This window comes from Rhodovulum sulfidophilum DSM 1374 (assembly GCF_001633165.1).
In the GTDB taxonomy this organism is placed as follows: Bacteria; Pseudomonadota; Alphaproteobacteria; order Rhodobacterales; family Rhodobacteraceae; genus Rhodovulum; species Rhodovulum sulfidophilum.
In genome coordinates, this window is record NZ_CP015418.1 from 2,913,187 (window position 1) to 2,932,437 (window position 19,251).

Genomic DNA, 19,251 nt, shown 5'->3' on the forward strand with positions numbered 1-19,251 from the left:
AATCCTAGCCCCTCGGCCCCGCGGACACAACTGGACAGAGGCGTCAGTTGCGCCCGATGCTCTGCAGCACACGGTCGAGCTTGCCGCCCTGAAGGCTTTTGGGCGGGGCCGAGCTGACCGCGTTGTAATAGGCATTGGGGTCATAGGTCGGAATGCCCAGACCGAGATGTTCGGCCGTCAGCAGCCCCATCGAGGCCAGCACGCTGTAGATCGCGGTATATTGCGTCGCCTCGGCCTCTACCCGCGCCGTGCGGGCATCGAGCAGGTCCTGTTCGGCATCGAGCACGTCAAGCGTGGTGCGCGCGCCCAGCCGGGCCTCTTCCTTGGTGCCGTCGAAGGCAAGCTGCGCCGCCCGGATCCGCTGGTCGCTGGCAGAGACCTGGGCCCGCGCCACCGCAAGGCTCGACCAGGCATTGCCGACATCGAGCTCGACCAGCCGCACGGTCTGCAAAAGCCCCGCGCGGGTGGCCTGCATATTGGCCATCGCCTGACGCTCGGCGGCATAGAGCTTGCCGCCGGCATAGATCGTCTGCGACAGCTTGAGCTGGGCCTGGTAGCCCTCCTCGGAATTGTCGTCGCGCTGGTAGCCGACCGAGGCGGTCAGGCTGGGGCCCTGCGCAGCCTTGGCCCGGGCGAGGTTCAGCTCGGACACGGTGACATTGTGCTGCGCCTGGACGATGTCGGGATGGGTCTTCACCGCGACCGACCGCGCGCCCTCGGGCGATGTCGGAATGCTGGGCAGGTTGGGAATGCCGCTGAGCGTGTCCGGATAATGCCCGACCGCCAGCTTGTAGGATTCGCGCGCCGTCGCCAGCTGGCCATTGGCCGCGACGAGGTTCGAGCGTGCCTCGGCCAGCGCCGATTGCGCCAGCGACACGTCGGTCCGGGTCACCTCGCCGACCTCGAAACGGTCCTCGGTGGCCCGCAGCTCTTCCGCGATCAGCCGGTTGTTGTTCTGGGCAAGGCTGACGGTCTGCAGCGCGGCGAAGACGTCCATATAGGCCTGAACCGCCGAAAGCAGCACATCCTGCTCGACCCCGATCAGCGCGGCCCGGGTCGCGAGCACGGTTTCCTTGGTCGCATCCAGCGCCATCCGGTTCTGGCCGCCATCATAGACCGTGAGGCTTGCGGTCAGTTCGGCCAGGGCGCTGGTATTCTCCAGCCCATTCGCCGCCGAGGCCGGGTCGGTATAGTTCCCGGTCATGGCGAAGGCGATCACCGGGCGCAAAGTCGCCAGCGCCTGGGCCACATCCTCGTCTGCCGCGCGCAGCAGCGCCCGGTTCTGATCCAGCAGATGAGAGTTCTTGTAGGCCGCGATCAGGGCATCGGTCAGGGTCTCCGCCTGCGCTGCCCCGACCGCCCCGAGGGCAAGCGTCGCCGACAGGGCCGTGCCGGCGAAATAACGTAGGAAACCACTCATATCCGTGCCTCGTCTGGCTTTTGCCTTTGTAAGACCGCGTTTCTTCGATGCGGCTCTTGTATGTCTTCCACGTGTCAGAATTCGAATTCTGTCGCGCGCGCAAATCCCGGCAGAACCGGGGCACTTGCATTGAACAGGAAACGCCAGTTCAGCACCCCCTCGACCTTCCAGCCGATGCGGGCCACGCCCAGCGTGCCTTCCATGAAGAGCGCGACGATCCGGCCGCCTTCCTTGAGCTGATCGGCGATGGCCTGCGGCAACTCTTCGATGGCGCCCTCGACCATGATCGCGTCATAGGGGCCGTGCCTGGGTGCGCCCTCGGTCAGCGCGCCGACCTCGACCGCGACATTGTCGACGTCATGCTCGCCGAAGGTGGCCTCGGCCTCGCGCGCCATGCTGCCATCCTCTTCCAGCGCCACCACCGCATCGGCCATCCGCGCCATCACCGCGGCCGAATAGCCGAGCCCGGCGCCCAGATCGAGCACCATGTCGCCCGGCCCCAAATCGAGCGCCTCGAGCATCTTGGAGAAGCTGCGCGGCTCGAGCAGGACGCGGTCATGCGCCAGCGGGAGGTTCTCGCCGATATAGGCGGCCTCGCGCAGGCGCGCGGGAACGAAGGCTTCGCGGGGGACGGAAAGCAGCGCTTCGATGATCGGCAGACGCGTCACGTCCGAGGGGCGGACCTGGGTATCGACCATCGCTTCGCGGCGGGCGGCGTAATCGGCCATGCGGCTGAATTCTCCAGTTCGGAAATTACCAGCTTCGGTGATGCCACAGAAGTCCGGGCACGGCAATGGCCTGACACCCCATGTCGGGCGAGGTATGGCAAGAGGGAAACAGGACGCAGGCGGTGCCCGCTTGCCAGTCCGGCATCGGGCGCGTAACCCTTTCGGCGCAGATCCGGTGTTCCGGCTGTGTCATGCCCTTCCTGTCCCGCCGCCCCGATTTGCCGTGCTGAGCTACCGGATCCTTCTTTCCCTGGCCGCCCCCGGCCTCGCGCTGCTCCTGCTGCGCGACCGCCCTTTCGCGCGCGAGCGGCTGGGCCTGAACGGGACATCGAACGGGCCGGGCCGGGTGCAGCAGCCGACGATCTGGCTGCATGGCGCCTCGAATGGCGAGCTGGCCTCGGCGCGACCGCTGATCGAGCGGCTGCTCGAGCGTCGCCCCGATCTTTGCATCGTCGCGACCAGCAATTCCCGGACCGGGCGCGCGCTGGTCGAAAGCTGGGCCCTGCCCCGGGTCTCGGCGCGGCTTGCGCCTTACGATTACCGCTGGGCGCTGCGCCTGTTCATCGGGCGCTGGCAGCCCCGGGCCCTGATCCTGATCGAAAGCGAGCTCTGGCCCAACCGGATCTTCGAGATGGCGCGTCGGGACCGCCCGGTGCTTTTGCTGGGCGCGAGGCTCTCGGCGAGGAGCGCCGCGCGCTGGCAGCGGATGCCGGCGCTGGCGCGGCGCCTGACCGGTGCCATCGCCTATCTTTCGGCCCAGGACCCGGCATCAAGGGACCGCTTCGCGACCCTCGGCCTGGCCCCGGAACGGCGCGGCCCGGTGATCGACCTGAAGGCCTTCGCCCCCGCGGCCCGGCCCGATGCGGACGATCTGAACGCCCTCGCGCCCCTCCTGCCCCGCGCCAGAACGCTGCTGGCGGCCTCGACCCATGAGGGCGAGGAGGCGCCGATCCTGGAGGCCTTCGCCCGGCGGTGGCGTGCCGATCCCCAAGCGCGCCTTGTCCTCGCCCCGCGCCACCCCCGGCGCGCCGCCCAGATCGCCGCGCTGATCGAGCGGGCCGGGCTCGGCCATGCCACCCGCTCGAACGGCGGTCTTCCGGGGCCCGAGCGGCCGGTGCTGCTGGCCGATACGATGGGAGAAATGGCGCTCTGGTACGCGCTGGCCGGGGTCAGCTTCATCGGCGGTTCGCTGGTCGACAAGGGCGGCCATACCCCGTTCGAGCCTGCCGCCGCGGGATCCGCGATCCTGCATGGTCCGCATGTGGCGAATTTCGCCGCCGCATATGGCGCGCTCGACCGCGCCGGGGCGGCCGAAGGCGTCGCCGGGGCCGGCGGGCTTTCTGCCGCGCTGGCCGCTCTCGACGGTGCCGAACAGACCCGCCGGGCAGCCTGCGCCAGAGAGGTTCTGGCCGGGCTTCGCGCCGAGACCCCCGGCCCCGACACCCTGATCGACGCGCTCGAAGGCCTCATGGGCGCGCCCGCACCCGCAGAAAAGGAGCCCGGCAATGGCTGAGACGCAGTTTTCGCTCGACGAGCTGGAAGAGGCCGCGCGGCTCGTCCATGCCCGGATGCCGCCGACGCCGCAATATGCCTGGCCGCTCCTGGCCGAGGCGATCGGCACCGAGGTCTGGGTCAAGCACGAGAACCACGGCCCCACCGGCGCCTTCAAGCTGCGCGGCGCCCTCACCTTCATCGACTGGCTGACCCGCACCCATCCCGACTGCCCCGGCATCGTCACCGCGACCCGCGGCAATCACGGCCAGGGTCAGGCGCTGGCCGCCCGCGCCGCCGGGATGACCGCCCGGATCTACGCCCCCGAGGGCAATTCGGCCGAGAAGAACGCCGCGATGCGGGCCTTCGGCGCCGATCTGCGCATCTTCGGCGCCGATTTCGACAGCGCCCGCGAAGAGGCGGTCCGGGTCGCCGAGGCCGAGGGGCTTTATCTCGTGCCGCCCTTCCACCGCGAGCTGGTGCGGGGCGTCGCGAGCTATGCGCTGGAGCTGTTCACCGCCCAGCCCGACCTGCACAGCGTCTATGTGCCGATCGGCTGCGGCTCGGGCATCTGCGGCACCATCGCGGCACGCGATGCGCTGGGGCTGTCGACCCGGATCGTCGGCGTGGTCTCGGAACGGGCCGATTGCGTCCTGCGCTCGATGGCGGCCGGAGATCTGGTCGAGACCCCGACGGCGCAGACCTTCGCCGACGGGCTGGCGGTGCGGGTGCCGGTGGCCGAGGCCCTGGCGATCTACTCGGCCGGGGCCGAACGCATCGTCTCGGTCTCGGATGCCGAAATCGCCGAGGCGATCCGGCTGTATTTCAGCGCCACCCATAACGTGGCCGAGGGCGCGGGCGCTGCGCCTCTGGCCGCCCTGATGCAGGAAAGCGAGATGATGGCGGGCCGCCGCGTCGGCGTCATCCTCTGCGGAGGCAATATCGACAGCGCACGTTTTGCCACCGTGCTCGGGGGCGGCGTGCCAGATCCCTGAGCCCCGCCCCCTGCTGGTCGCGAAAGGCTAGAGGAAGCTCACCATTTCAAGCTCCTCGACGCAGGCCGTGCCGCAGGCGCCGGGAATGCAGACCGTGATGCTGCGCTCGTCCTGATAATCGGCCTCGGGATGGAAGAAGCACTGCTCATGCGGATCGAAGAACCCGCCCAGCAACAGGCCCGCGCCGGGAAAGCAGAGCTGTTCCTGGCAGAGCCGCGCCGGACCGAGCTGCGTTTCCATCAGTTTGACGACGGCCTTCGGATCGGCCTCGAACAGCGCGGCGCCCTGATAGCGCACCCCCATCACCTTCCGGCAGGCGATGATGCAATTGAGCCCATTCGGGCCATATTCGCAAATCGGCACGGAAAGGCCGCGATATTCCATCACCCGGCCGCGGCTGCCGCGATAGACATGCCCCGGGCGCCCGAGATCGGGATGCGACTGCACGTCTTCGGGAGTCATCCCAAAGGACAATGCCCCGAGCCCGCGCCCGGGATGAACGGTCCAGATCATGTCTCCTCCCTTTTTACGGTATTATGCCCCAGGAGAGGCATCCTGCGAAGCGAATAACGTATATCGCATCAATTCGGTATAACGCGCAGCATTTCTTCCTATTTCAGAACGGAAAAGTCCGAAAAAGCCGACCTCGAACGGGCCTGCGCGAAAATCGGCCGCCTGCGCCACGGCCAATTCGACGCGCCGCCGCGCAGAGCGATCGCGCCCCAATCTGGCCAGCGTCACATGCGGAACAAAGCGGCGGCGGTCGAGCACAACCCCGGCCCGCCGGGCGGCGGTTTCAAGCTTGGTCTGCAGATGCCGGAGCGGCGCGCTTTCGGCCAGTGCCGCATGCAGGTTATGTGGCCGGTCGGACCCGAACAGACCGAGGCCGGACACTGTCAGCTGGAAGCGTCCGGCCCGGATCCCGGCAAAGGCCAGATGCACGTCATCGAGCCGCGGCTCGGGCAATTCGCCCAGGAAAACAAGGGTGAGGTGAAGGTTCTCGGGCGGGACCGGACGGCCCTCGGGCAGGCCTGCCTGTACCTGAACCAGACGCTCGCGGATCTCCGGCGGCAGGGCGATGGCAGCGAAGGCGCGGATCATGCGAAAGCTCCGGTGACGGCGGCTAAAGCTGTTTGGCAGATGGGACCGCAATCGCGCGTTTCAAGATGCGGCATGCCCGCAGCGCCTTTTGCCGCAATGCCGCAACTCAATGCTGCAAATGCGAAAACGCGACCTGGAATACGGAATTCACGCCAGGCGCAATTCCGTGCGGCAGATAGCTTTCCCGCTTTCAGGGAAAATACGGAATTACATCCATCGCGGAAGAGCACGGCAGAACGCCGTTCCGACGATCCCCGGGCAGGCCATACCCGCGCGCTCGGGTCCTGTCGCTATTGCGGCAGAAGCGTTTCGATCTTTGCAGTCAATTTCGCCGATTGCGGCTTGGTGAAAGACCCAAAGGTGGCAACCGGATTTCCCGAGCCGTCAAGCAGGACCTTATTAAAATTCCAACTTGGCGAAAAATCATGTTCCGCATCCATCCAGCGATAGAAGGGATGCGCCTCGGCCCCCTTCACATGGGTGATCTCGGTCATCGGCAGCGTCAGCCCGAAATTGACCTCGCAGAAATCCTTCACCGCGGTCTCGTCAGCCAGTTCCTGGTTGAAATCGTCCGAGGGGATGGCCAGCACCACCAGCCCGCGGGGGCCGTAGCTGTCCTGCAGGGCCTGCAACCCGTCATATTGCGGCGTGAAGCCGCATTGCGAGGCGGTGTTGACCACCAGCACCGGCCGGCCGCGAAACGCCGCGAGGTCGATCTCGCCCCCGTCGATGGAGGGAAAACGGAAGCTCTCGGCGGCCGCGGCGGACCCGGCGCCAAGCAACAGGGCGGCAACAACCGGAAGAGTGGCAGGGCGCATGCGCAGACATCCATATGCTGTATTGGTGTGAAATTGAACCTATTCCGCGACGTGAGAGGGTCAAGCCCGGCGTTGCATTCGCCGCGCGGGCCCTTAAGTATCAGCACGTCCTGACGACAGGATTTTCGAATGATCCGCTATGCGCTTACCTGCGCCGACGGGCACCGCTTCGAAAGCTGGTTCCAGTCGGCCTCTGCCTTCGACACGCTCCTCAAGAGCGGCCATGTGAGCTGCAGCCTCTGCGGCAGCCGCGACGTCTCGAAGGCGCTGATGGCTCCCAGCGTCGCAACCGACCGGCCCGAGAGATCTGGCGCGCCCGCCCCGGATGAAGGTTCCGAAAACGCCGCCGCCCCGGCCGGGCGGCCGCTTTCGACCCCCACGGGCCCGGCCGAACAGGCGCTGACGGCGCTGCGCAAGCGGATCGAAGAGAATTCCGAACATGTCGGCCTCCGATTCGCGCAGGAGGCCCGCGACATCCATGCTGGGCTCCGCCCCGACCGCCCGATCCATGGCGAAGCCCGCCCCGACGAGGCGATCCGGCTGATCGAGGATGGCATCCCCGTCGCCCCCCTGCCCTTCCTGCCTGGGCGCAAGCGGAACTGACGGCGCTTCCGATCGCCGTCGCCAGCCAGGGAACGCCCGGGATCACCCAAGCCCTGCAGCAGTGCCAGCCTTGCCCGGATCGCGATCGCGCGGCATCTGCCAACCCTGCCGGATGCGCAGCGGCATGGGCGGCGACAGCGCCGATCCAGAGGGATCCGAGCTGGACATGGCCGAGGCCACGGCCACGCCCGCCCGGCATATCGAGCCGCCGGGCCTCGAAACCTGCCACAGCTTCGAAACAAGGAACGGTCAGGCGCGTCCATTGATCTTGCCCTCTGCCGCGCCATCCCATAAGGCATCCCCGAAATGCAAGCGCGGGGACGAGACGGGCAACGATGCCGGTTCTGGTAATGAAATTCGGGGGCACCTCGGTGGCCGATCTGGCGCGCATCAGGAATGCCGCCGAAAAGATCAGGCGCGAGGTCGAGCGCGGCTATGACGTCATCGTCGTGGTCTCGGCGATGTCCGGCAAGACGAACGAACTGGTGGGCTGGGTCGAGCAGACCTCGCCGCTGTTCGATGCACGCGAATATGACGCCGTGGTCAGCTCGGGCGAGAATGTGACCGCCGGGCTGATGGCGCTGACGCTGCAGGAAATGGACGTGCCCGCGCGCAGCTGGCAGGGCTGGCAGGTGCCGCTCAGGACCAGCTCGGCGCATTCGACGGCGAGAATCGAGGAAATCCCGCGCGCCAATATCGACCAGAAATTCGCCGAGGGCATGCGCGTCGCCGTGGTCGCGGGCTTTCAGGGCATCAGCCATGAGGGCCGGATCACCACGCTGGGCCGGGGCGGATCGGACACCACCGCCGTCGCCTTCGCCGCCGCCTTCGGGGCCGAGCGCTGCGACATCTATACCGATGTGGACGGGGTCTATACCACCGACCCGCGGATCGAGGACAAGGCGCGCAAGCTCGACCGGATCGCCTTCGAGGAGATGCTGGAGCTTGCCAGCCTCGGCGCCAAGGTGCTGCAGACCCGCTCGGTCGAGCTGGCGATGCGCTACAAGGTGAAATTGCGGGTCCTGTCGAGTTTCGAAGACACCGACGAGACCTCTGGCACGCTCGTCTGCGACGAGGAGGATATTGTGGAACAGAACGTCGTCTCCGGCGTCGCCTATTCGCGCGACGAAGCCAAGGTCACGCTGATATCGGTGGCCGACCGCCCCGGCATTGCCGCCGCCATTTTCGGACCGCTGGCCAAGGCCGGGGTCAATGTCGACATGATCGTGCAGAACATCTCGGAAGAGGGTCGCACCGACATGACATTCTCCTGTCCGGTCAATCAGGTGCCGCGCGCCCGCGAGGCGATGGAGACGGCCATGGATGCGGGCGAGGTCAATTTCCGCGAGGTCGTGGCCGATACCGACGTGGCCAAGGTCTCGGTGGTGGGGATCGGCATGCGCAGCCATGCCGGCGTCGCCTCGACCATGTTCGACGCGCTCGCCGCAGAGGGTATCAACATCCGCGTCATTACAACTTCCGAGATCAAAATTTCCGTTCTGATCGACCGGAAATATATGGAACTTGCCGTGCAAGCCCTCCATGATGCGTTCGGATTGGAAAACGCAGCCTGATACGGGGGCAAATGCCCGACCCGACTGAAAGTTCAAGCCGCAGGCTGCTTGTCAGCCTGCGCGAGACCCTCGCCGAACCGGCAGCGGGTCAGGAGCGGCTGGATCGTATCACGAGCCTGATCGCCGAGCAGATGGGGACCCATGTCTGCTCGATCTACCTGTTTCGCGATGCCGATACGCTGGAGCTTTGTGCCACCGAGGGCCTGAACCCCGACTCGGTGCACAAGACCCGGCTGCGGGTCGGCGAGGGGCTGGTCGGCCGCGTCGCCAAGACCGCGCATCCGATCAATTCCGGCAACGCCCCGCAGGAACGCGGCTTCCGCTACATGCCCGAGACCGGCGAGGAGATCTTCTCGGCCTTCCTCGGCGTGCCGATCCAGCGGCTGGGCGAACGCCTGGGGGTGCTGGTCGTCCAGTCCAAGGACGCGCGGCAATATTCCGATGACGAGCTTTATGCGCTCGAGGTCGTGGCGATGGTGCTGGCCGAGATGACCGAGCTCGGCGCCTTCGTCGGCGAAGGCGAGGCGCTGGCCGCGCTGCACCAGCGGCCGGTGATGTTTCAGGGCACCGTCGGCCAGGAGGGGGTGGCGGTCGGCCATGTCTGGCTGCACGAACCGCGCGTGGTGGTGACAAATCCCATCGCCGACGATTACGAGACCGAGATGCGGCGGCTGCATGAGGCGGTCGACCGGCTGCGCGTCACCGTCGACGAGATGCTGAGCGCGGCGCCGGGCGGCGACAAGGATCAGCTTCAGGTGCTGGAAGCCTACCGCATGTTCGCCAATTCGCGCGGCTGGAAGCGGCGGATGGAAGAGGACATCGCCCGCGGCCTGTCGGCCGAGGCGGCGGTGGAAAAGGAACAGTCGGCGGCGCGCGCGCGCATGCAGACCGTGCCCGACCCCTATCTGCGCGAGCGGCTGCACGATCTTGACGACCTGTCGAACCGGCTATTGCGCATCCTGACCGGCCAGGGCGAGCATACCGGGGCCGAGCGCCCCTCGGACCCGATCCTGATCGCGCGCAATATCGGACCCGGCGAGCTTCTGGATTACGGCCGGTCGCTGCGCGGCATCGTGCTGGAGGAGGGCTCGGTCGGCAGCCATGCCGCGGTCGTCGCCAGGGCGCTGGCGATCCCGCTGATCGTCAATGCCCAGCGGATCACGACCGAGGCGCTGAACGGCGACCCGATCCTGGTCGATGGCGAACAGGGCATCGTGCATCTGCGCCCCGAAGAGACCGTGGCCGTCGCCTTCAATGACAAGATCGCGATGCAGGCCAAGGCGCAGCAGCGCTATGCCACGATCCGCAAGGAACCGGCGCTGACGCTGTGCGGCCAGCGCGTCGCGCTGCACATGAATGCGGGGCTGATGGCCGATCTGCCGTCGCTGGAAAGCTCGGGCGCCGAAGGTGTGGGGCTGTTTCGCACCGAGCTGCAATTCCTCATCCGATCGAAGGTGCCCAAGCGCAGCGAGGTCGCGGCGCTTTACGCCCGGGTGATGGATGCGGCCGATGGCCGGCGCGTCGTCTTCCGCACGCTCGATATCGGCTCGGACAAGGTGCTGTCCTACATGAAGCGGCAGGACGAGCCGAATCCCGCCTTGGGCTGGCGCGCGATCCGGGTCGGACTCGACCGTCCCGGCGTGTTGCGGATGCAGCTTCAGGCGCTGATCCGGGCGGCCAATGGCCGACCGCTTTCGGTGATGTTCCCCTTCGTGGCGCAGCTCGACGAATTCCGCACCGCGCGCGACCACCTGATGCGCGAGATCGACCGCGAAGGGCGGCTGGGCCGGGCCCTGCCCGAGAAGGTCGAGATCGGCGCGATGCTGGAAACCCCCTCGATGGCCTTCTCGCCCCGGCAATTCTATGAGGAAGCCGATTTCATTTCGATCGGCGGCAACGACCTGAAACAGTTCTTCTTCGCGGCCGACCGCGAGAATGAACGGGTGCGGCGGCGCTATGACACGCTGAATGTCAGCTTTCTCAGCTTCCTCGAACAGATCGTGAAGCGCTGCGAGGATACCGGCACGCATCTGTCCTTTTGCGGCGAGGATGCGGGCCGCCCGGTCGAGGCGCTGTGCTTTGCGGCCATCGGCCTGCGCTGCCTGTCGATGCGTCCGGCCTCGATCGGGCCGGTCAAGCACATGCTGCGGCGCAGCAATCTCGCCGAGGCGCGCGCCGTGATCGATACCGCCCGAGCCAGCGGCGCCCAGTCGGTTCGTCCGGCCATCATCGACTGGCTGCGGCGCCGCGACTGACGACGATACCCTTTCGTCCAGCCGCCTTCGGCAGCGCCATGTTCGGGGCAGATGGTGCCGTCCAGCATGCGCGCCCCAGCTCCGGGAACGGAAATCGGCCCATGGCAAACCGGCTCACGAAAAACGGGCAGCGCCCTGGACTGCCCGCCTTCGAAATCCGCACCCGATCTCAGTCGGACAATGTCCCGTCTTCGTTGCTGATCCCGTCGATGGAAATCGACGCATCCTCGAAGGAGCCGTCGGTCTTGCGGCAGCTCGCAGTCAGTTCCACCCTGTCGATGGACGGGTGAAGCATGATACTGCAGCAGCTTTTCCGGAAGCTCGCGCTGCTCCCCTCCATGACTAGCGAGCCGTTGTCATTGCCGATCCCCGGCATGGCGATCGAGGTATCGTTCGGCATGCCATCCGAGGTCAGACAGGTCGCGGCGATTTCGGCGCCGCTGTATCGACCCACTGAAAACCTGCTCATGCTACAAGGGAGAACGTAGCCATGAGTAAGACGATGGACGACAGCATCAAGCGGTGGACGGCGAAGCGTAAAACGGCGCTCGTCATCGAGATCATCCAAGGCAAGACGACCGCGTCGGAGGCAAGCCGGTCCTTCGACCTGACGCCCTCCGAGATCGAGGGCTGGGTCGAGGATGCCAAGCGCGGCATGGAGAACTCGCTGCGCGCCAACCCGCTCGACATCCGCGAGCAATACGAGAAGCAGCTCCGGGACCTGCAGGAAGCCTATGGAGAGGCGATGCTGGAGCTGCGGGCGCGAAAAAAGCTGCAGGCCCTGCTGGATGCGCAGGACGGGAATTGATCCGTCGCACCCAGCAGGGCCTCATTGCCGAGGGCGTCGTTGTGTCCGTCGCCAAGCTGTGTGCCTGGTTCGGCATCCCGAGGCGGACGGTCTACTACAAGCCGGTGAAGGCTGCGCCTAAGGTCGAGGCCCGCTTTTCCGAGCCGATCAAGAAGCTGATCGAGGAAGAGCCGTCCTTTGGCTATCGGACCGTGGCTTGGCTCCTGGGGTTCAACAAGAACACCGTGCAGCGGATCTTCCAGATCAAGGGCTGGCAGGTGCGCAAGCGTGCCGTGGGCATGCGGCCTCGCATCCAGGCCGTGCCGTCGGTTGCGGCTGCGCCGAACGAGCGCTGGTCGACGGATCTCGCCCGTATCTGGACGGGCAAGGACGGCTGGGCTTCCTTGGCGTTGGTGATCGACTGCCACAACCGAGAGTTGCTGGGCTGGCATCTGTCGAAGTCCGGCAAAGCCACGACCGCCAGCGCCGCCCTCGAGCACGCCCTGATCGCCAGGTTCGGCACTTTGGGCAAGGTCGAGAAAGAGTTCCTGCTGAGGTCGGACAACGGTCTGGTCTTCACCAGCCACCACTTCACCAAGATCGCCCGCAGCTACGGTCTGAAGCAGGAGTTCATCACCCCACACTGTCCCCACCAGAACGGCATGGTCGAACGCTTCATCCGGACGCTGAAGGAGCAATGCGTGCATCGCCACCGTTTTGAGACCATCCAGCACGCGATGCGCGTCATCGGTGACTGGATCAGCTTCAACAACAAACGCCGCCCTCATCAGGCCCTTGCCATGCGCACGCCTGCCGAGGCATTCACATTAGCGGCTTAACCTGAGCAGATTCAGCTGGGTCGATACAGTGGCATCATCGGTATAGTGAAACGCGATATTGGAACAGGTGTTCTGGAAGCTGCTCGGATCGGCGGAAAATGCAGCCGTCGCAGAAATAACCAGCGCAGAAGAAACGAGAAAACCCCTCATCAACACACACCTATAAAATGCATTAACGAAATAAATAACAACCTATGATTAATACAGAACATGGCCTTTTACTGGAAAAATCTGAATTCGTACCGCCCTGAAAATACACTGCACTTACAAATTCCCCCCCCTTCGCAGTCAGCCCCCTCTCCCCGAAGCGTGCGGAGAATCGTCCCGAACGATCTCGCCCAATTCCGAAAAAAGACCACTGCGAACCGCCGGGCGTCGCCACATGGGCGGAACAGATGCCGGGTAGAGAGGGGTGCGCCCAGTCGGTCTTCGTTCATGCGGTGTGCGCTCGATCCGGTCGCGCGCGGGTTACCGCGCCCGCGATGCCCGCCCAGGCACCGGGACGCAGCTCGATCCCCAGCACGCGGTCGGGGTTGGTCGGCGGTGGCATCTCGACGCCGGTCAGCCGCGAGAACCCGAAACGCGCATAATAGGGCGCGTCCCCCACCAGCATCACCCGCGCCACGCCCAGTGCCTCGGCCCGGGCCAGCGAATTGCGGATCAGGAGCCCGCCCAGCCCTTCGCCCTGCCGCGTCGGGTGGACCGCGACCGGCCCCAACAGCAGCGCCTCGGCCTCTCCGACCCGGATCGGCCAGTAGCGGATCGCGGCGGCCAGGATGCCCTCTGCATCGCGGGCGGTCAGACAGAGCTCGGCAACCGGCGGCACCCCGTCCCTGAGACGGTAGGATGACAGCGCGGTGCGCCCCGGCGCAAAGCAAAGGTCGTAAAGCGCCTCGACTTCCCACCAGTCCCCGGCCGTTTCTTCCGCAACCCGGATCACGCCGCTCTCCCTACCTGCTGGACCCGCCCCTAGCACGAGGTAATGTCGGGGGAAATGGCAGAAAGGAATGTCATGTTCTATCGTCCCGAAGACGGCCACGGCCTGCCGCATAACCCGTTCGGCGCCATCGTCGCGCCGCGTCCGATCGGCTGGATCTCGACCCGCGACGGCGCGGGCCGCGACAACCTTGCCCCCTATTCCTTCTTCAATGCGGTGGCCTATGAGCCGCCGCAGGTGATGTTCGCCTCGACCTCGACCAAGCCAGACCGCGACGGCACCAAGGACAGCGTCGCCAATATCCGCGAAACCGGTGTCTTCTGCGTGAACATCGTCGAGGAGGCCGCGACGAACGCGATGAACGCGACCTCGGCCCCCGTCCCTTGCGGCGAGGACGAATTCGCGCTGGCCGGGATCGACCGCACCCCCTGCGAGACCATCGCCTGTTCGCGGGTCGCCGATGCCCCGGCCGCGCTCGAATGCCGGCTGACCCGGATCCTGCGGCTGCCGGGCGCGACCAATCTCGTGGTTTTCGGCGCGGTGACGGGCCTCCATCTGCGCGAGGACTGCCTGATCGAGGGGCGGTTCGACGTCACCCGGTTCCGGCCGCTCGCCCGGCTGGGCTATCGCGATTACGCCGTGGTGGGCGAGATTTTCGAGCTGCAGCGCCCCTGAAGCTGCGTCAGGCAGCGGCATTTTTGCCGCCCTGCGCGCCTTGGTGCCGTTTCCATTCCCGGATGAGGCGCCTAAAAGGAGCGCCGGCATGCCAGAACCAACAAGAGGGACGGATGACATGGAACGAATGATCGCGGTGATCGGCGGCTCGGGCGTCTACGACATTGACGGGCTGGAAGACGCGCGCTGGCAGGCAGTGGAGACCCCCTGGGGCACGCCCTCCGACGAGATCCTGACCGGCACGCTCGACGGGATGAAGATGGCCTTCCTGCCGCGCCATGGCCGCGGCCATGTGCATTCGCCGACCTCCGTGCCCTACCGCGCCAATATCGACGCGCTGAAGCGGATCGGCGCCACCGATGTCGTCTCGGTCTCGGCCTGCGGCTCGTTCCGCGAGGATTTCGCGCCCGGCGAATTCGTGGTGGTCGACCAGTTCATCGACCGCACCTTCGCCCGCGAGAAGAGCTTCTTCGGCGAGGGCTGCGTGGCGCATGTCAGCATGGCCCATCCGACCTGCGGCCGGCTCTCGGCCGCCTGCCTGCAGGCCGCCCGCGACGAGGGCATCACCGTGCATGACGGCGGCACCTATCTGGCGATGGAGGGGCCGCAATTCTCGACGCTGGCCGAATCGAAGCTCTATCGCGAGAACTGGGGCTGCGACGTGATCGGGATGACCAACATGCCCGAGGCCAAGCTGGCCCGCGAGGCCGAGCTTTGCTATGCCTCGATCGCCATGGTCACCGATTATGACTGCTGGCATCCCGATCACGATGCGGTCGAGGTGGCCGACATCGTCAAAACCCTGATCGGCAATGCCGAAAAGGCCCGTGGCATGGTCAGCCGCCTGCCCCGGCTTCTGGGCGCCCACAAACCCTGCGACAAGGGCTGCGAGGCCGCGCTTGAACATGCGCTGATCACCGCCCCCGAAAAACGCGACCCGGCCCTGATCGCCCGGCTCGACGCGGTCGCGGGGCGCGTCCTCGGCCGCTGAGCCGCCTCCGAAAGCGCGGATCCGGCCCACGCGGCCGGTTCCGACGGCAGCGATCTGCCCGGCCCGTTTCAGGCCTCTCGGCCAGGCGCGGCACCGCTCGGAACCGGTTCAGGACATCCCCGCGGGCACCCTGCCCTGTCCGCCCCCGCAGCACGGACAGCCCAAGCCGGGAACGCTGCCGCACCGGCCCGGCACGCGCGCGATCCTATTTCTTCTTTCCGCTCCCGGCCTCGCCGCCATGCTGCTTGACGAATGTCCGGATGAAGGCGCGGATCTCGCGCGCCGCGCTGGTATCGAGCGTCTTGCAGAGCGCCACGAACTCGTCGCGCTGCTCCTTGTCGAGCCGAAGCACCAGCTGGCTGTCCTTCTTTCCACCCTTCTTGCCCATGGCCCACGCGTCCCACCGTTGCCTTTTGTCTATGCGATGTATATACATGTGCATTAACCTGAACCCGGGATGGGTTCGCAACAAGAAAACGGAAGGGAGTCCGAAAATGAATCTTCATGTCGCACAATGCCTGCTGAGACGGGACCGGATGGACTGGCGCAAGCCGCATCTCAACTGGATCTCCGACCGGTTCTACCGCTATTTCATGACCTCACGCGGCTGAGCGCGCACCCCTTGCGTCAAACCACGCCCTTGCGGGGGGCAAAACCTTGCGCCAGAAGCGGGCCCCGAAGGATCTGAAGCAGAGGGCCCCGGGATGATCGCCAGCAGCAGCGTCAAGGACTATATCCGCACCATCGTCGACTTCCCCCATGAGGGGATCATGTTCCGCGACGTGACCACGCTTTTCGCCGATCCGCGCGGCTTCCGGATGGCGATCGACCAGCTGCTGAACCCCTATGCCGGGGCGCAGATCGACAAGGTCGTGGGCCTCGAGGCGCGCGGCTTCATCCTGGGCGGCGCCATCGCGCACCAGCTCTCGAAGGGCTTCGTGCCGATCCGCAAGAAGGGCAAGCTGCCCGCCGCGACCATCGCCGAGGAATACAAGCTCGAATATGGCGAGGCCGTGGTCGAGATCCATGACGACGCGCTCGCCCCGGGCGAGAAGGTGCTGATCGTCGACGACCTGCTGGCCACCGGCGGGACCTGCGAGGCGGGGATCAAGCTTTGCGAACGGCTCGGGGCCGAGGTTATCGGTTGTGCCTTCATCGTCGACCTGCCCGAACTCGGCGGCCGCAAGCGGCTTGAAGAGATGGGTATGGACGTGCACACGCTCTGCGAATACGCGGGCGCCTGAGGTTCCCGAATTGGGTATTTAAGCCAAGAAGAAGCGGGAGTGTCTCTTCTTCTTGGCGAAAATACCCATGACACGCCCTCCGTCCTTGCCGCGGCGCCTGGTCAGGGCGGCGGGATGACCGCGCCGGGGTTTAGGATGCCTGCCGGATCGAGCGCGGCCTTGATCGCCCGTATCGCCGCCAGCCGCGCCGGATCGCCATAGCGCCCGAGCTCTGCAACCTTGAGCCGTCCGATCCCGTGCTCGGCACTGATCGAGCCTTCGAACCCGGCCACCAGATCATGAACGCATCGCGTGATGGCATCGCGCTGCGCCTCGTGATCGGCGCGGGTCTCTCCGGGCAACGGGAAGACGTTGTAATGCAGGTTGCCGTCGCCCAGATGGCCGAAACAGTTGATCCGGAAGCGGCCGATCCGGGCAAGCGCGGGCCCGGCCGCGGCAATGAAATCGGGGATCGCCGAAAGCGGCAGCGAGATGTCATGCGAGGCGATCGCGCCGATCCGCCGATTGGCGAGCGGGATCGTTTCGCGCATTGTCCAGAAATCCTGCCGCTGCGCCTCGGATTGCGCCACCAGCCCGTCCGCGACCAGCCCCGCCTCGAAGGCCCCGGCAAAGAGATCTTCCAGCGCCGCGCCCGGGTCCTGCCCCGCGCCGAGACCGAGCTCGATCAGCACCATCCAATCGGGCGGATCGGCGAAGGGCCGACGCAGATCGGGCATGGTCTCGGCGAGGAAGTCCAGCCCCGCGCGATGAATCAGTTCGAAGGCCGAGACCCCCTCGCCCACCCGGTCCCGCGCCATGGCCAGAAGCGCCAGCGCCGCCGCCGGATCGCGCACCGCCAGAAGCGCCGCCCCCGTGGCCGCGGGCCGGGGCGCCAGCTTCAGCGTCGCCGCGGTGATCAGCCCCAACGTGCCCTCGGCCCCGATCAGCAGATGCCGCAGGTCATAGCCGGTATTGTCCTTCCGGAGCCGTTTGAGCCCCTTCAGGATCGAGCCGTCGGGCAGCACCGCCTCGATACCGAGGCACAGATCGCGCGCATTGCCATAGCGCAACACGTTGAGCCCGCCCGCATTGGTCGACAGCAGCCCGCCGATGCGGGCCGAGCCCTCCGAGGCCAGCGACAGCGGAAACAGCCGTCCCGCCGCCTCGGCCGCCGCCTGGACCTCGGCCAGGATGCAGCCCGCCTCGGCCACCAGCACATTCTCGTCGGCATGGACCGCGCGAATGGCCCGCATCCGTTCCAGCGTGACGATGACCGGAGCGGGCCCCGTTTCCATGATCTGCCCGCCGACCAGCCCGGTGCCACCGCCATAGGGCACGACCCCGACCCGCGCAGCGGCACAGGCGCGGACGATCTCGGCGGCCTCATCGACCCGTCCCGGCGCCAGCAACAGCGCGCCCTGCCCCCGGAACCGGCCGCGCGGCTCTTCCAGATAGGCGGGCGTCAGCTCGCGAAAGACGGCGGCAGGCAGGCGCGCGCGCAGATCGGCGGCAAAGGCATCGGTGACGGGGTTCAGCATGGGCGGTCCTTTCGTCTCCGGTGAAGCATGCCGGGGCGCCCGCTGGCAAGCCGGTCGGACAACTCAGTCGGAGAGAGGCTCCAGCACCACGACGGTCGGACGGGAGGGCAGCGTCCGGAGCGAGACCTCGAGCGAGGAACCGCCCGGCCGGCTCGCCTCGAACTCACCCGCCATGCCTTCGAGAAAGCGGTCGAGCGTCCGCGGGCCGAACCAGTGCATCGGGATCACGACCGCACTTTTCAGCCGCGTCAGCACCGCGATCATCGCGGGCAGATCCAGCGTCAGTCGCCCGTCGACCGGCGCCATCACCACGTCGAGCCGCCCGAGCGCCGCGAACTGCGACTCATCCGGGACATGGTGCAGATGGCCCAGATGCCCGATGCAGAGCCCCGCGACCTCGAAGACGAAAATCGAATTGCCGTTCTGACGCACCGAGGCGCCGTCGCGGCCGCGAATGTCGGTCGGCACGTTGCGCACCAGCATCTCGCCGAGATCGAGATGATGATCGGCCGCCTCGCCGCCTTTGGCCCAGCCCTCCAGCACATGCGGGATCGCCGGGTCGGGAAAGGCGGTGAAATGGGTCTCGTGGGCATTGTTCATGGTCACCACGTCGGGCGTGACCGGGTTCGGCCCGAGATAGCCGGTATAATCGGTGGCCGCCACCAGACCGCCCGAGGTTTCGAGCAGGAAGGTCGCGTGATCGACGAAGGTCAGTCGCACCGTATTCTCATCGAGCGGCGTCCCGAAGGCGGCGCGGTGCAGAAAGCGCATGCCGGGGGCGGCATCGGCGATGGCGATGCAATGGCTGAGCCGCCGCCCCTCGGCAAAGGCCGGCAAGGCGGTCAGGACCGCAAGCAGGATCAGACAGGACCGCAACATGGCGCGCCTCCCCTTTTACGAAAAGCTAGCGTTTCAACGGTCTCCGTCACGCCCGGGGAATAAACTTTCCCTTGCGTCAAAAAGACGGGGACATTGGCGTCAAAGGGCGCGATCCGAGCTTCGGCCCGCGTCAGGGTCTCTTCATGCCATTGCCGAGGCTCAGCCGCCCCGCAGCAGGTCTTCCTTCCGAAGCAGGACTGCTGCCGGCGAGATCGCGGCCTTTGCCCGGGCGCAAGCCACGCGGATGGCAAGCAACGGGCCTCTCGCCATCAATTCCCCCGGCCGGGGGGCACCACCGCGATGCTCGACGGGTGGTCCGGCATGCCGCCTGGCAGGGCAATCTGCGCGACTACATGATCAGGTGGGCCAGGGTGTGGCGGTGCTCCATCCTCGTCCG

At 66.5% G+C, this 19,251-nt stretch carries 20 protein-coding genes; 10 read left to right on the plus strand and 10 right to left on the minus strand.

Features of this window, described 5'->3' with window-relative positions; translation table 11 throughout:
* Positions 1-43: 43 nt before the first annotated feature.
* Positions 44-1,420, minus strand: a complete 1,377-nt coding sequence (locus A6W98_RS13685) for a TolC family outer membrane protein (protein WP_042462324.1) — start codon at positions 1,418-1,420, stop codon at positions 44-46.
* A gap of 74 nt (positions 1,421-1,494) precedes the next feature.
* Positions 1,495-2,148 (minus strand): protein-L-isoaspartate O-methyltransferase family protein, encoded by a 654-nt coding sequence (locus A6W98_RS13690; RefSeq protein WP_042462326.1) that lies wholly within the window; start codon positions 2,146-2,148, stop codon positions 1,495-1,497.
* A gap of 223 nt (positions 2,149-2,371) precedes the next feature.
* Between A6W98_RS13690 and A6W98_RS13695 the strand changes: the two genes are divergently transcribed.
* Both A6W98_RS13695 and A6W98_RS13700 read left to right on the plus strand, forming a co-directional pair.
* Positions 2,372-3,661 carry a 3-deoxy-D-manno-octulosonic acid transferase gene (locus A6W98_RS13695; RefSeq protein ID WP_042465123.1) on the plus strand — a complete coding sequence of 430 codons (1,290 nt, stop codon included), beginning with the start codon at positions 2,372-2,374 and terminating at the stop codon, positions 3,659-3,661.
* The gene (locus A6W98_RS13700) at positions 3,654-4,634 is read left to right on the plus strand and encodes a threonine dehydratase (RefSeq protein WP_042462327.1); all 981 of its coding nucleotides are present in this window, start codon (positions 3,654-3,656) and stop codon (positions 4,632-4,634) included. The genes A6W98_RS13695 and A6W98_RS13700 overlap by 8 nt, the downstream gene beginning before the upstream one ends.
* A 27-nt stretch (positions 4,635-4,661) precedes the next feature.
* Here A6W98_RS13700 and A6W98_RS13705 read toward each other — a convergent pair whose 3' ends face one another.
* The 3 genes from A6W98_RS13705 to A6W98_RS13715 all read right to left on the minus strand — a co-directional run bounded on the left by A6W98_RS13705 (position 4,662) and on the right by A6W98_RS13715 (position 6,553).
* A complete protein-coding gene (locus A6W98_RS13705; protein ID WP_042462329.1) occupies positions 4,662-5,147 on the minus strand; it encodes a hypothetical protein in 486 nt (161 codons plus the stop codon).
* A 21-nt stretch (positions 5,148-5,168) separates the two neighbouring features.
* Positions 5,169-5,786: an RNA 2',3'-cyclic phosphodiesterase gene (thpR, locus tag A6W98_RS13710; protein ID WP_231098278.1), complete on the minus strand. Its 618-nt coding sequence runs from the start codon at positions 5,784-5,786 to the stop codon at positions 5,169-5,171.
* Positions 5,787-6,025: 239 nt separating this feature from the next.
* Positions 6,026-6,553 carry a glutathione peroxidase gene (locus A6W98_RS13715; protein WP_042462333.1) on the minus strand — a complete coding sequence of 176 codons (528 nt, stop codon included), beginning with the start codon at positions 6,551-6,553 and terminating at the stop codon, positions 6,026-6,028.
* 129 nt (positions 6,554-6,682) lie between these two features.
* Between A6W98_RS13715 and A6W98_RS13720 the strand changes: the two genes are divergently transcribed.
* The 3 genes from A6W98_RS13720 to ptsP all read left to right on the plus strand — a co-directional run bounded on the left by A6W98_RS13720 (position 6,683) and on the right by ptsP (position 10,985).
* The gene (locus A6W98_RS13720) at positions 6,683-7,156 is read left to right on the plus strand and encodes a DUF1178 family protein (protein ID WP_042462335.1); all 474 of its coding nucleotides are present in this window, start codon (positions 6,683-6,685) and stop codon (positions 7,154-7,156) included.
* A 335-nt stretch (positions 7,157-7,491) separates the two neighbouring features.
* Positions 7,492-8,730 carry an aspartate kinase gene (locus tag A6W98_RS13725; protein WP_042462338.1) on the plus strand — a complete coding sequence of 413 codons (1,239 nt, stop codon included), beginning with the start codon at positions 7,492-7,494 and terminating at the stop codon, positions 8,728-8,730.
* A gap of 11 nt (positions 8,731-8,741) precedes the next feature.
* Complete coding sequence (gene ptsP, locus A6W98_RS13730; RefSeq protein WP_042462339.1) at positions 8,742-10,985, plus strand: phosphoenolpyruvate--protein phosphotransferase; 2,244 nt, start codon at positions 8,742-8,744, stop codon at positions 10,983-10,985.
* Between the two features lie 169 nt (positions 10,986-11,154).
* Here the strand turns inward: ptsP and A6W98_RS13735 are convergent, their stop codons facing one another.
* A complete protein-coding gene (locus A6W98_RS13735) occupies positions 11,155-11,454 on the minus strand; it encodes a CVNH domain-containing protein (RefSeq protein WP_081251934.1) in 300 nt (99 codons plus the stop codon).
* Positions 11,455-11,475: 21 nt separating this feature from the next.
* Here A6W98_RS13735 and A6W98_RS13740 point away from each other — a divergent pair, with 21 nt between their 5' ends.
* Both A6W98_RS13740 and A6W98_RS13745 read left to right on the plus strand, forming a co-directional pair.
* Positions 11,476-11,793: a DUF1153 domain-containing protein gene (locus tag A6W98_RS13740; protein WP_063490929.1), complete on the plus strand. Its 318-nt coding sequence runs from the start codon at positions 11,476-11,478 to the stop codon at positions 11,791-11,793.
* On the plus strand, positions 11,790-12,611 hold the full coding sequence (locus A6W98_RS13745; RefSeq protein ID WP_063490930.1) for an IS3 family transposase: 822 nt from the start codon (positions 11,790-11,792) through the stop codon (positions 12,609-12,611). Before A6W98_RS13740 ends, A6W98_RS13745 begins: the two co-directional genes overlap by 4 nt.
* A gap of 433 nt (positions 12,612-13,044) precedes the next feature.
* Here A6W98_RS13745 and A6W98_RS13750 read toward each other — a convergent pair whose 3' ends face one another.
* On the minus strand, positions 13,045-13,551 hold the full coding sequence (locus A6W98_RS13750) for a GNAT family N-acetyltransferase (protein WP_042462343.1): 507 nt from the start codon (positions 13,549-13,551) through the stop codon (positions 13,045-13,047).
* Between the two features lie 72 nt (positions 13,552-13,623).
* Between A6W98_RS13750 and A6W98_RS13755 the strand changes: the two genes are divergently transcribed.
* Both A6W98_RS13755 and A6W98_RS13760 read left to right on the plus strand, forming a co-directional pair.
* Positions 13,624-14,223, plus strand: coding sequence for a flavin reductase family protein (locus A6W98_RS13755; protein ID WP_042462345.1), 600 nt, complete (start codon positions 13,624-13,626; stop codon positions 14,221-14,223).
* Between the two features lie 118 nt (positions 14,224-14,341).
* On the plus strand, positions 14,342-15,214 hold the full coding sequence (locus A6W98_RS13760; protein WP_042462347.1) for an S-methyl-5'-thioadenosine phosphorylase: 873 nt from the start codon (positions 14,342-14,344) through the stop codon (positions 15,212-15,214).
* Between the two features lie 205 nt (positions 15,215-15,419).
* Here A6W98_RS13760 and A6W98_RS13765 read toward each other — a convergent pair whose 3' ends face one another.
* Positions 15,420-15,602: a hypothetical protein gene (locus tag A6W98_RS13765; protein ID WP_042462349.1), complete on the minus strand. Its 183-nt coding sequence runs from the start codon at positions 15,600-15,602 to the stop codon at positions 15,420-15,422.
* Positions 15,603-15,918: 316 nt separating this feature from the next.
* Here A6W98_RS13765 and A6W98_RS13770 point away from each other — a divergent pair, with 316 nt between their 5' ends.
* Entirely contained in the window at positions 15,919-16,458 is a 540-nt protein-coding gene (locus A6W98_RS13770) for an adenine phosphoribosyltransferase (RefSeq protein WP_042462351.1), read from the plus strand.
* A 101-nt stretch (positions 16,459-16,559) separates the two neighbouring features.
* Here the strand turns inward: A6W98_RS13770 and A6W98_RS13775 are convergent, their stop codons facing one another.
* Together A6W98_RS13775 and A6W98_RS13780 are read right to left on the minus strand one after the other, a co-directional pair.
* On the minus strand, positions 16,560-17,975 hold the full coding sequence (locus A6W98_RS13775) for an FAD-binding oxidoreductase (protein WP_042462353.1): 1,416 nt from the start codon (positions 17,973-17,975) through the stop codon (positions 16,560-16,562).
* 63 nt (positions 17,976-18,038) lie between these two features.
* A complete protein-coding gene (locus A6W98_RS13780) occupies positions 18,039-18,854 on the minus strand; it encodes an MBL fold metallo-hydrolase (RefSeq protein WP_042462355.1) in 816 nt (271 codons plus the stop codon).
* Between the last annotated feature and the right edge of the window lie 397 nt (positions 18,855-19,251).

What these genes read in the sequence shown, in the direction of transcription:
- A6W98_RS13685 (WP_042462324.1), bottom strand. Translation starts at nt 1,420, where the DNA reads ATGAGTGGTTTCCTACGTTATTTCGCCGGCACGGCCCTGTCGGCGACG.
- A6W98_RS13690 (WP_042462326.1), bottom strand. Translation starts at nt 2,148, where the DNA reads ATGGCCGATTACGCCGCCCGCCGCGAAGCGATGGTCGATACCCAGGTC.
- A6W98_RS13700 (WP_042462327.1), top strand. Translation starts at nt 3,654, where the DNA reads ATGGCTGAGACGCAGTTTTCGCTCGACGAGCTGGAAGAGGCCGCGCGG.
- A6W98_RS13705 (WP_042462329.1), bottom strand. Translation starts at nt 5,147, where the DNA reads ATGATCTGGACCGTTCATCCCGGGCGCGGGCTCGGGGCATTGTCCTTT.
- A6W98_RS13715 (WP_042462333.1), bottom strand. Translation starts at nt 6,553, where the DNA reads ATGCGCCCTGCCACTCTTCCGGTTGTTGCCGCCCTGTTGCTTGGCGCC.
- A6W98_RS13720 (WP_042462335.1), top strand. Translation starts at nt 6,683, where the DNA reads ATGATCCGCTATGCGCTTACCTGCGCCGACGGGCACCGCTTCGAAAGC.
- A6W98_RS13725 (WP_042462338.1), top strand. Translation starts at nt 7,492, where the DNA reads ATGCCGGTTCTGGTAATGAAATTCGGGGGCACCTCGGTGGCCGATCTG.
- ptsP (WP_042462339.1), top strand. Translation starts at nt 8,742, where the DNA reads ATGCCCGACCCGACTGAAAGTTCAAGCCGCAGGCTGCTTGTCAGCCTG.
- A6W98_RS13735 (WP_081251934.1), bottom strand. Translation starts at nt 11,454, where the DNA reads ATGAGCAGGTTTTCAGTGGGTCGATACAGCGGCGCCGAAATCGCCGCG.
- A6W98_RS13740 (WP_063490929.1), top strand. Translation starts at nt 11,476, where the DNA reads ATGAGTAAGACGATGGACGACAGCATCAAGCGGTGGACGGCGAAGCGT.
- A6W98_RS13755 (WP_042462345.1), top strand. Translation starts at nt 13,624, where the DNA reads ATGTTCTATCGTCCCGAAGACGGCCACGGCCTGCCGCATAACCCGTTC.
- A6W98_RS13760 (WP_042462347.1), top strand. Translation starts at nt 14,342, where the DNA reads ATGGAACGAATGATCGCGGTGATCGGCGGCTCGGGCGTCTACGACATT.
- A6W98_RS13765 (WP_042462349.1), bottom strand. Translation starts at nt 15,602, where the DNA reads ATGGGCAAGAAGGGTGGAAAGAAGGACAGCCAGCTGGTGCTTCGGCTC.
- A6W98_RS13770 (WP_042462351.1), top strand. Translation starts at nt 15,919, where the DNA reads ATGATCGCCAGCAGCAGCGTCAAGGACTATATCCGCACCATCGTCGAC.
- A6W98_RS13775 (WP_042462353.1), bottom strand. Translation starts at nt 17,975, where the DNA reads ATGCTGAACCCCGTCACCGATGCCTTTGCCGCCGATCTGCGCGCGCGC.
- A6W98_RS13780 (WP_042462355.1), bottom strand. Translation starts at nt 18,854, where the DNA reads ATGTTGCGGTCCTGTCTGATCCTGCTTGCGGTCCTGACCGCCTTGCCG.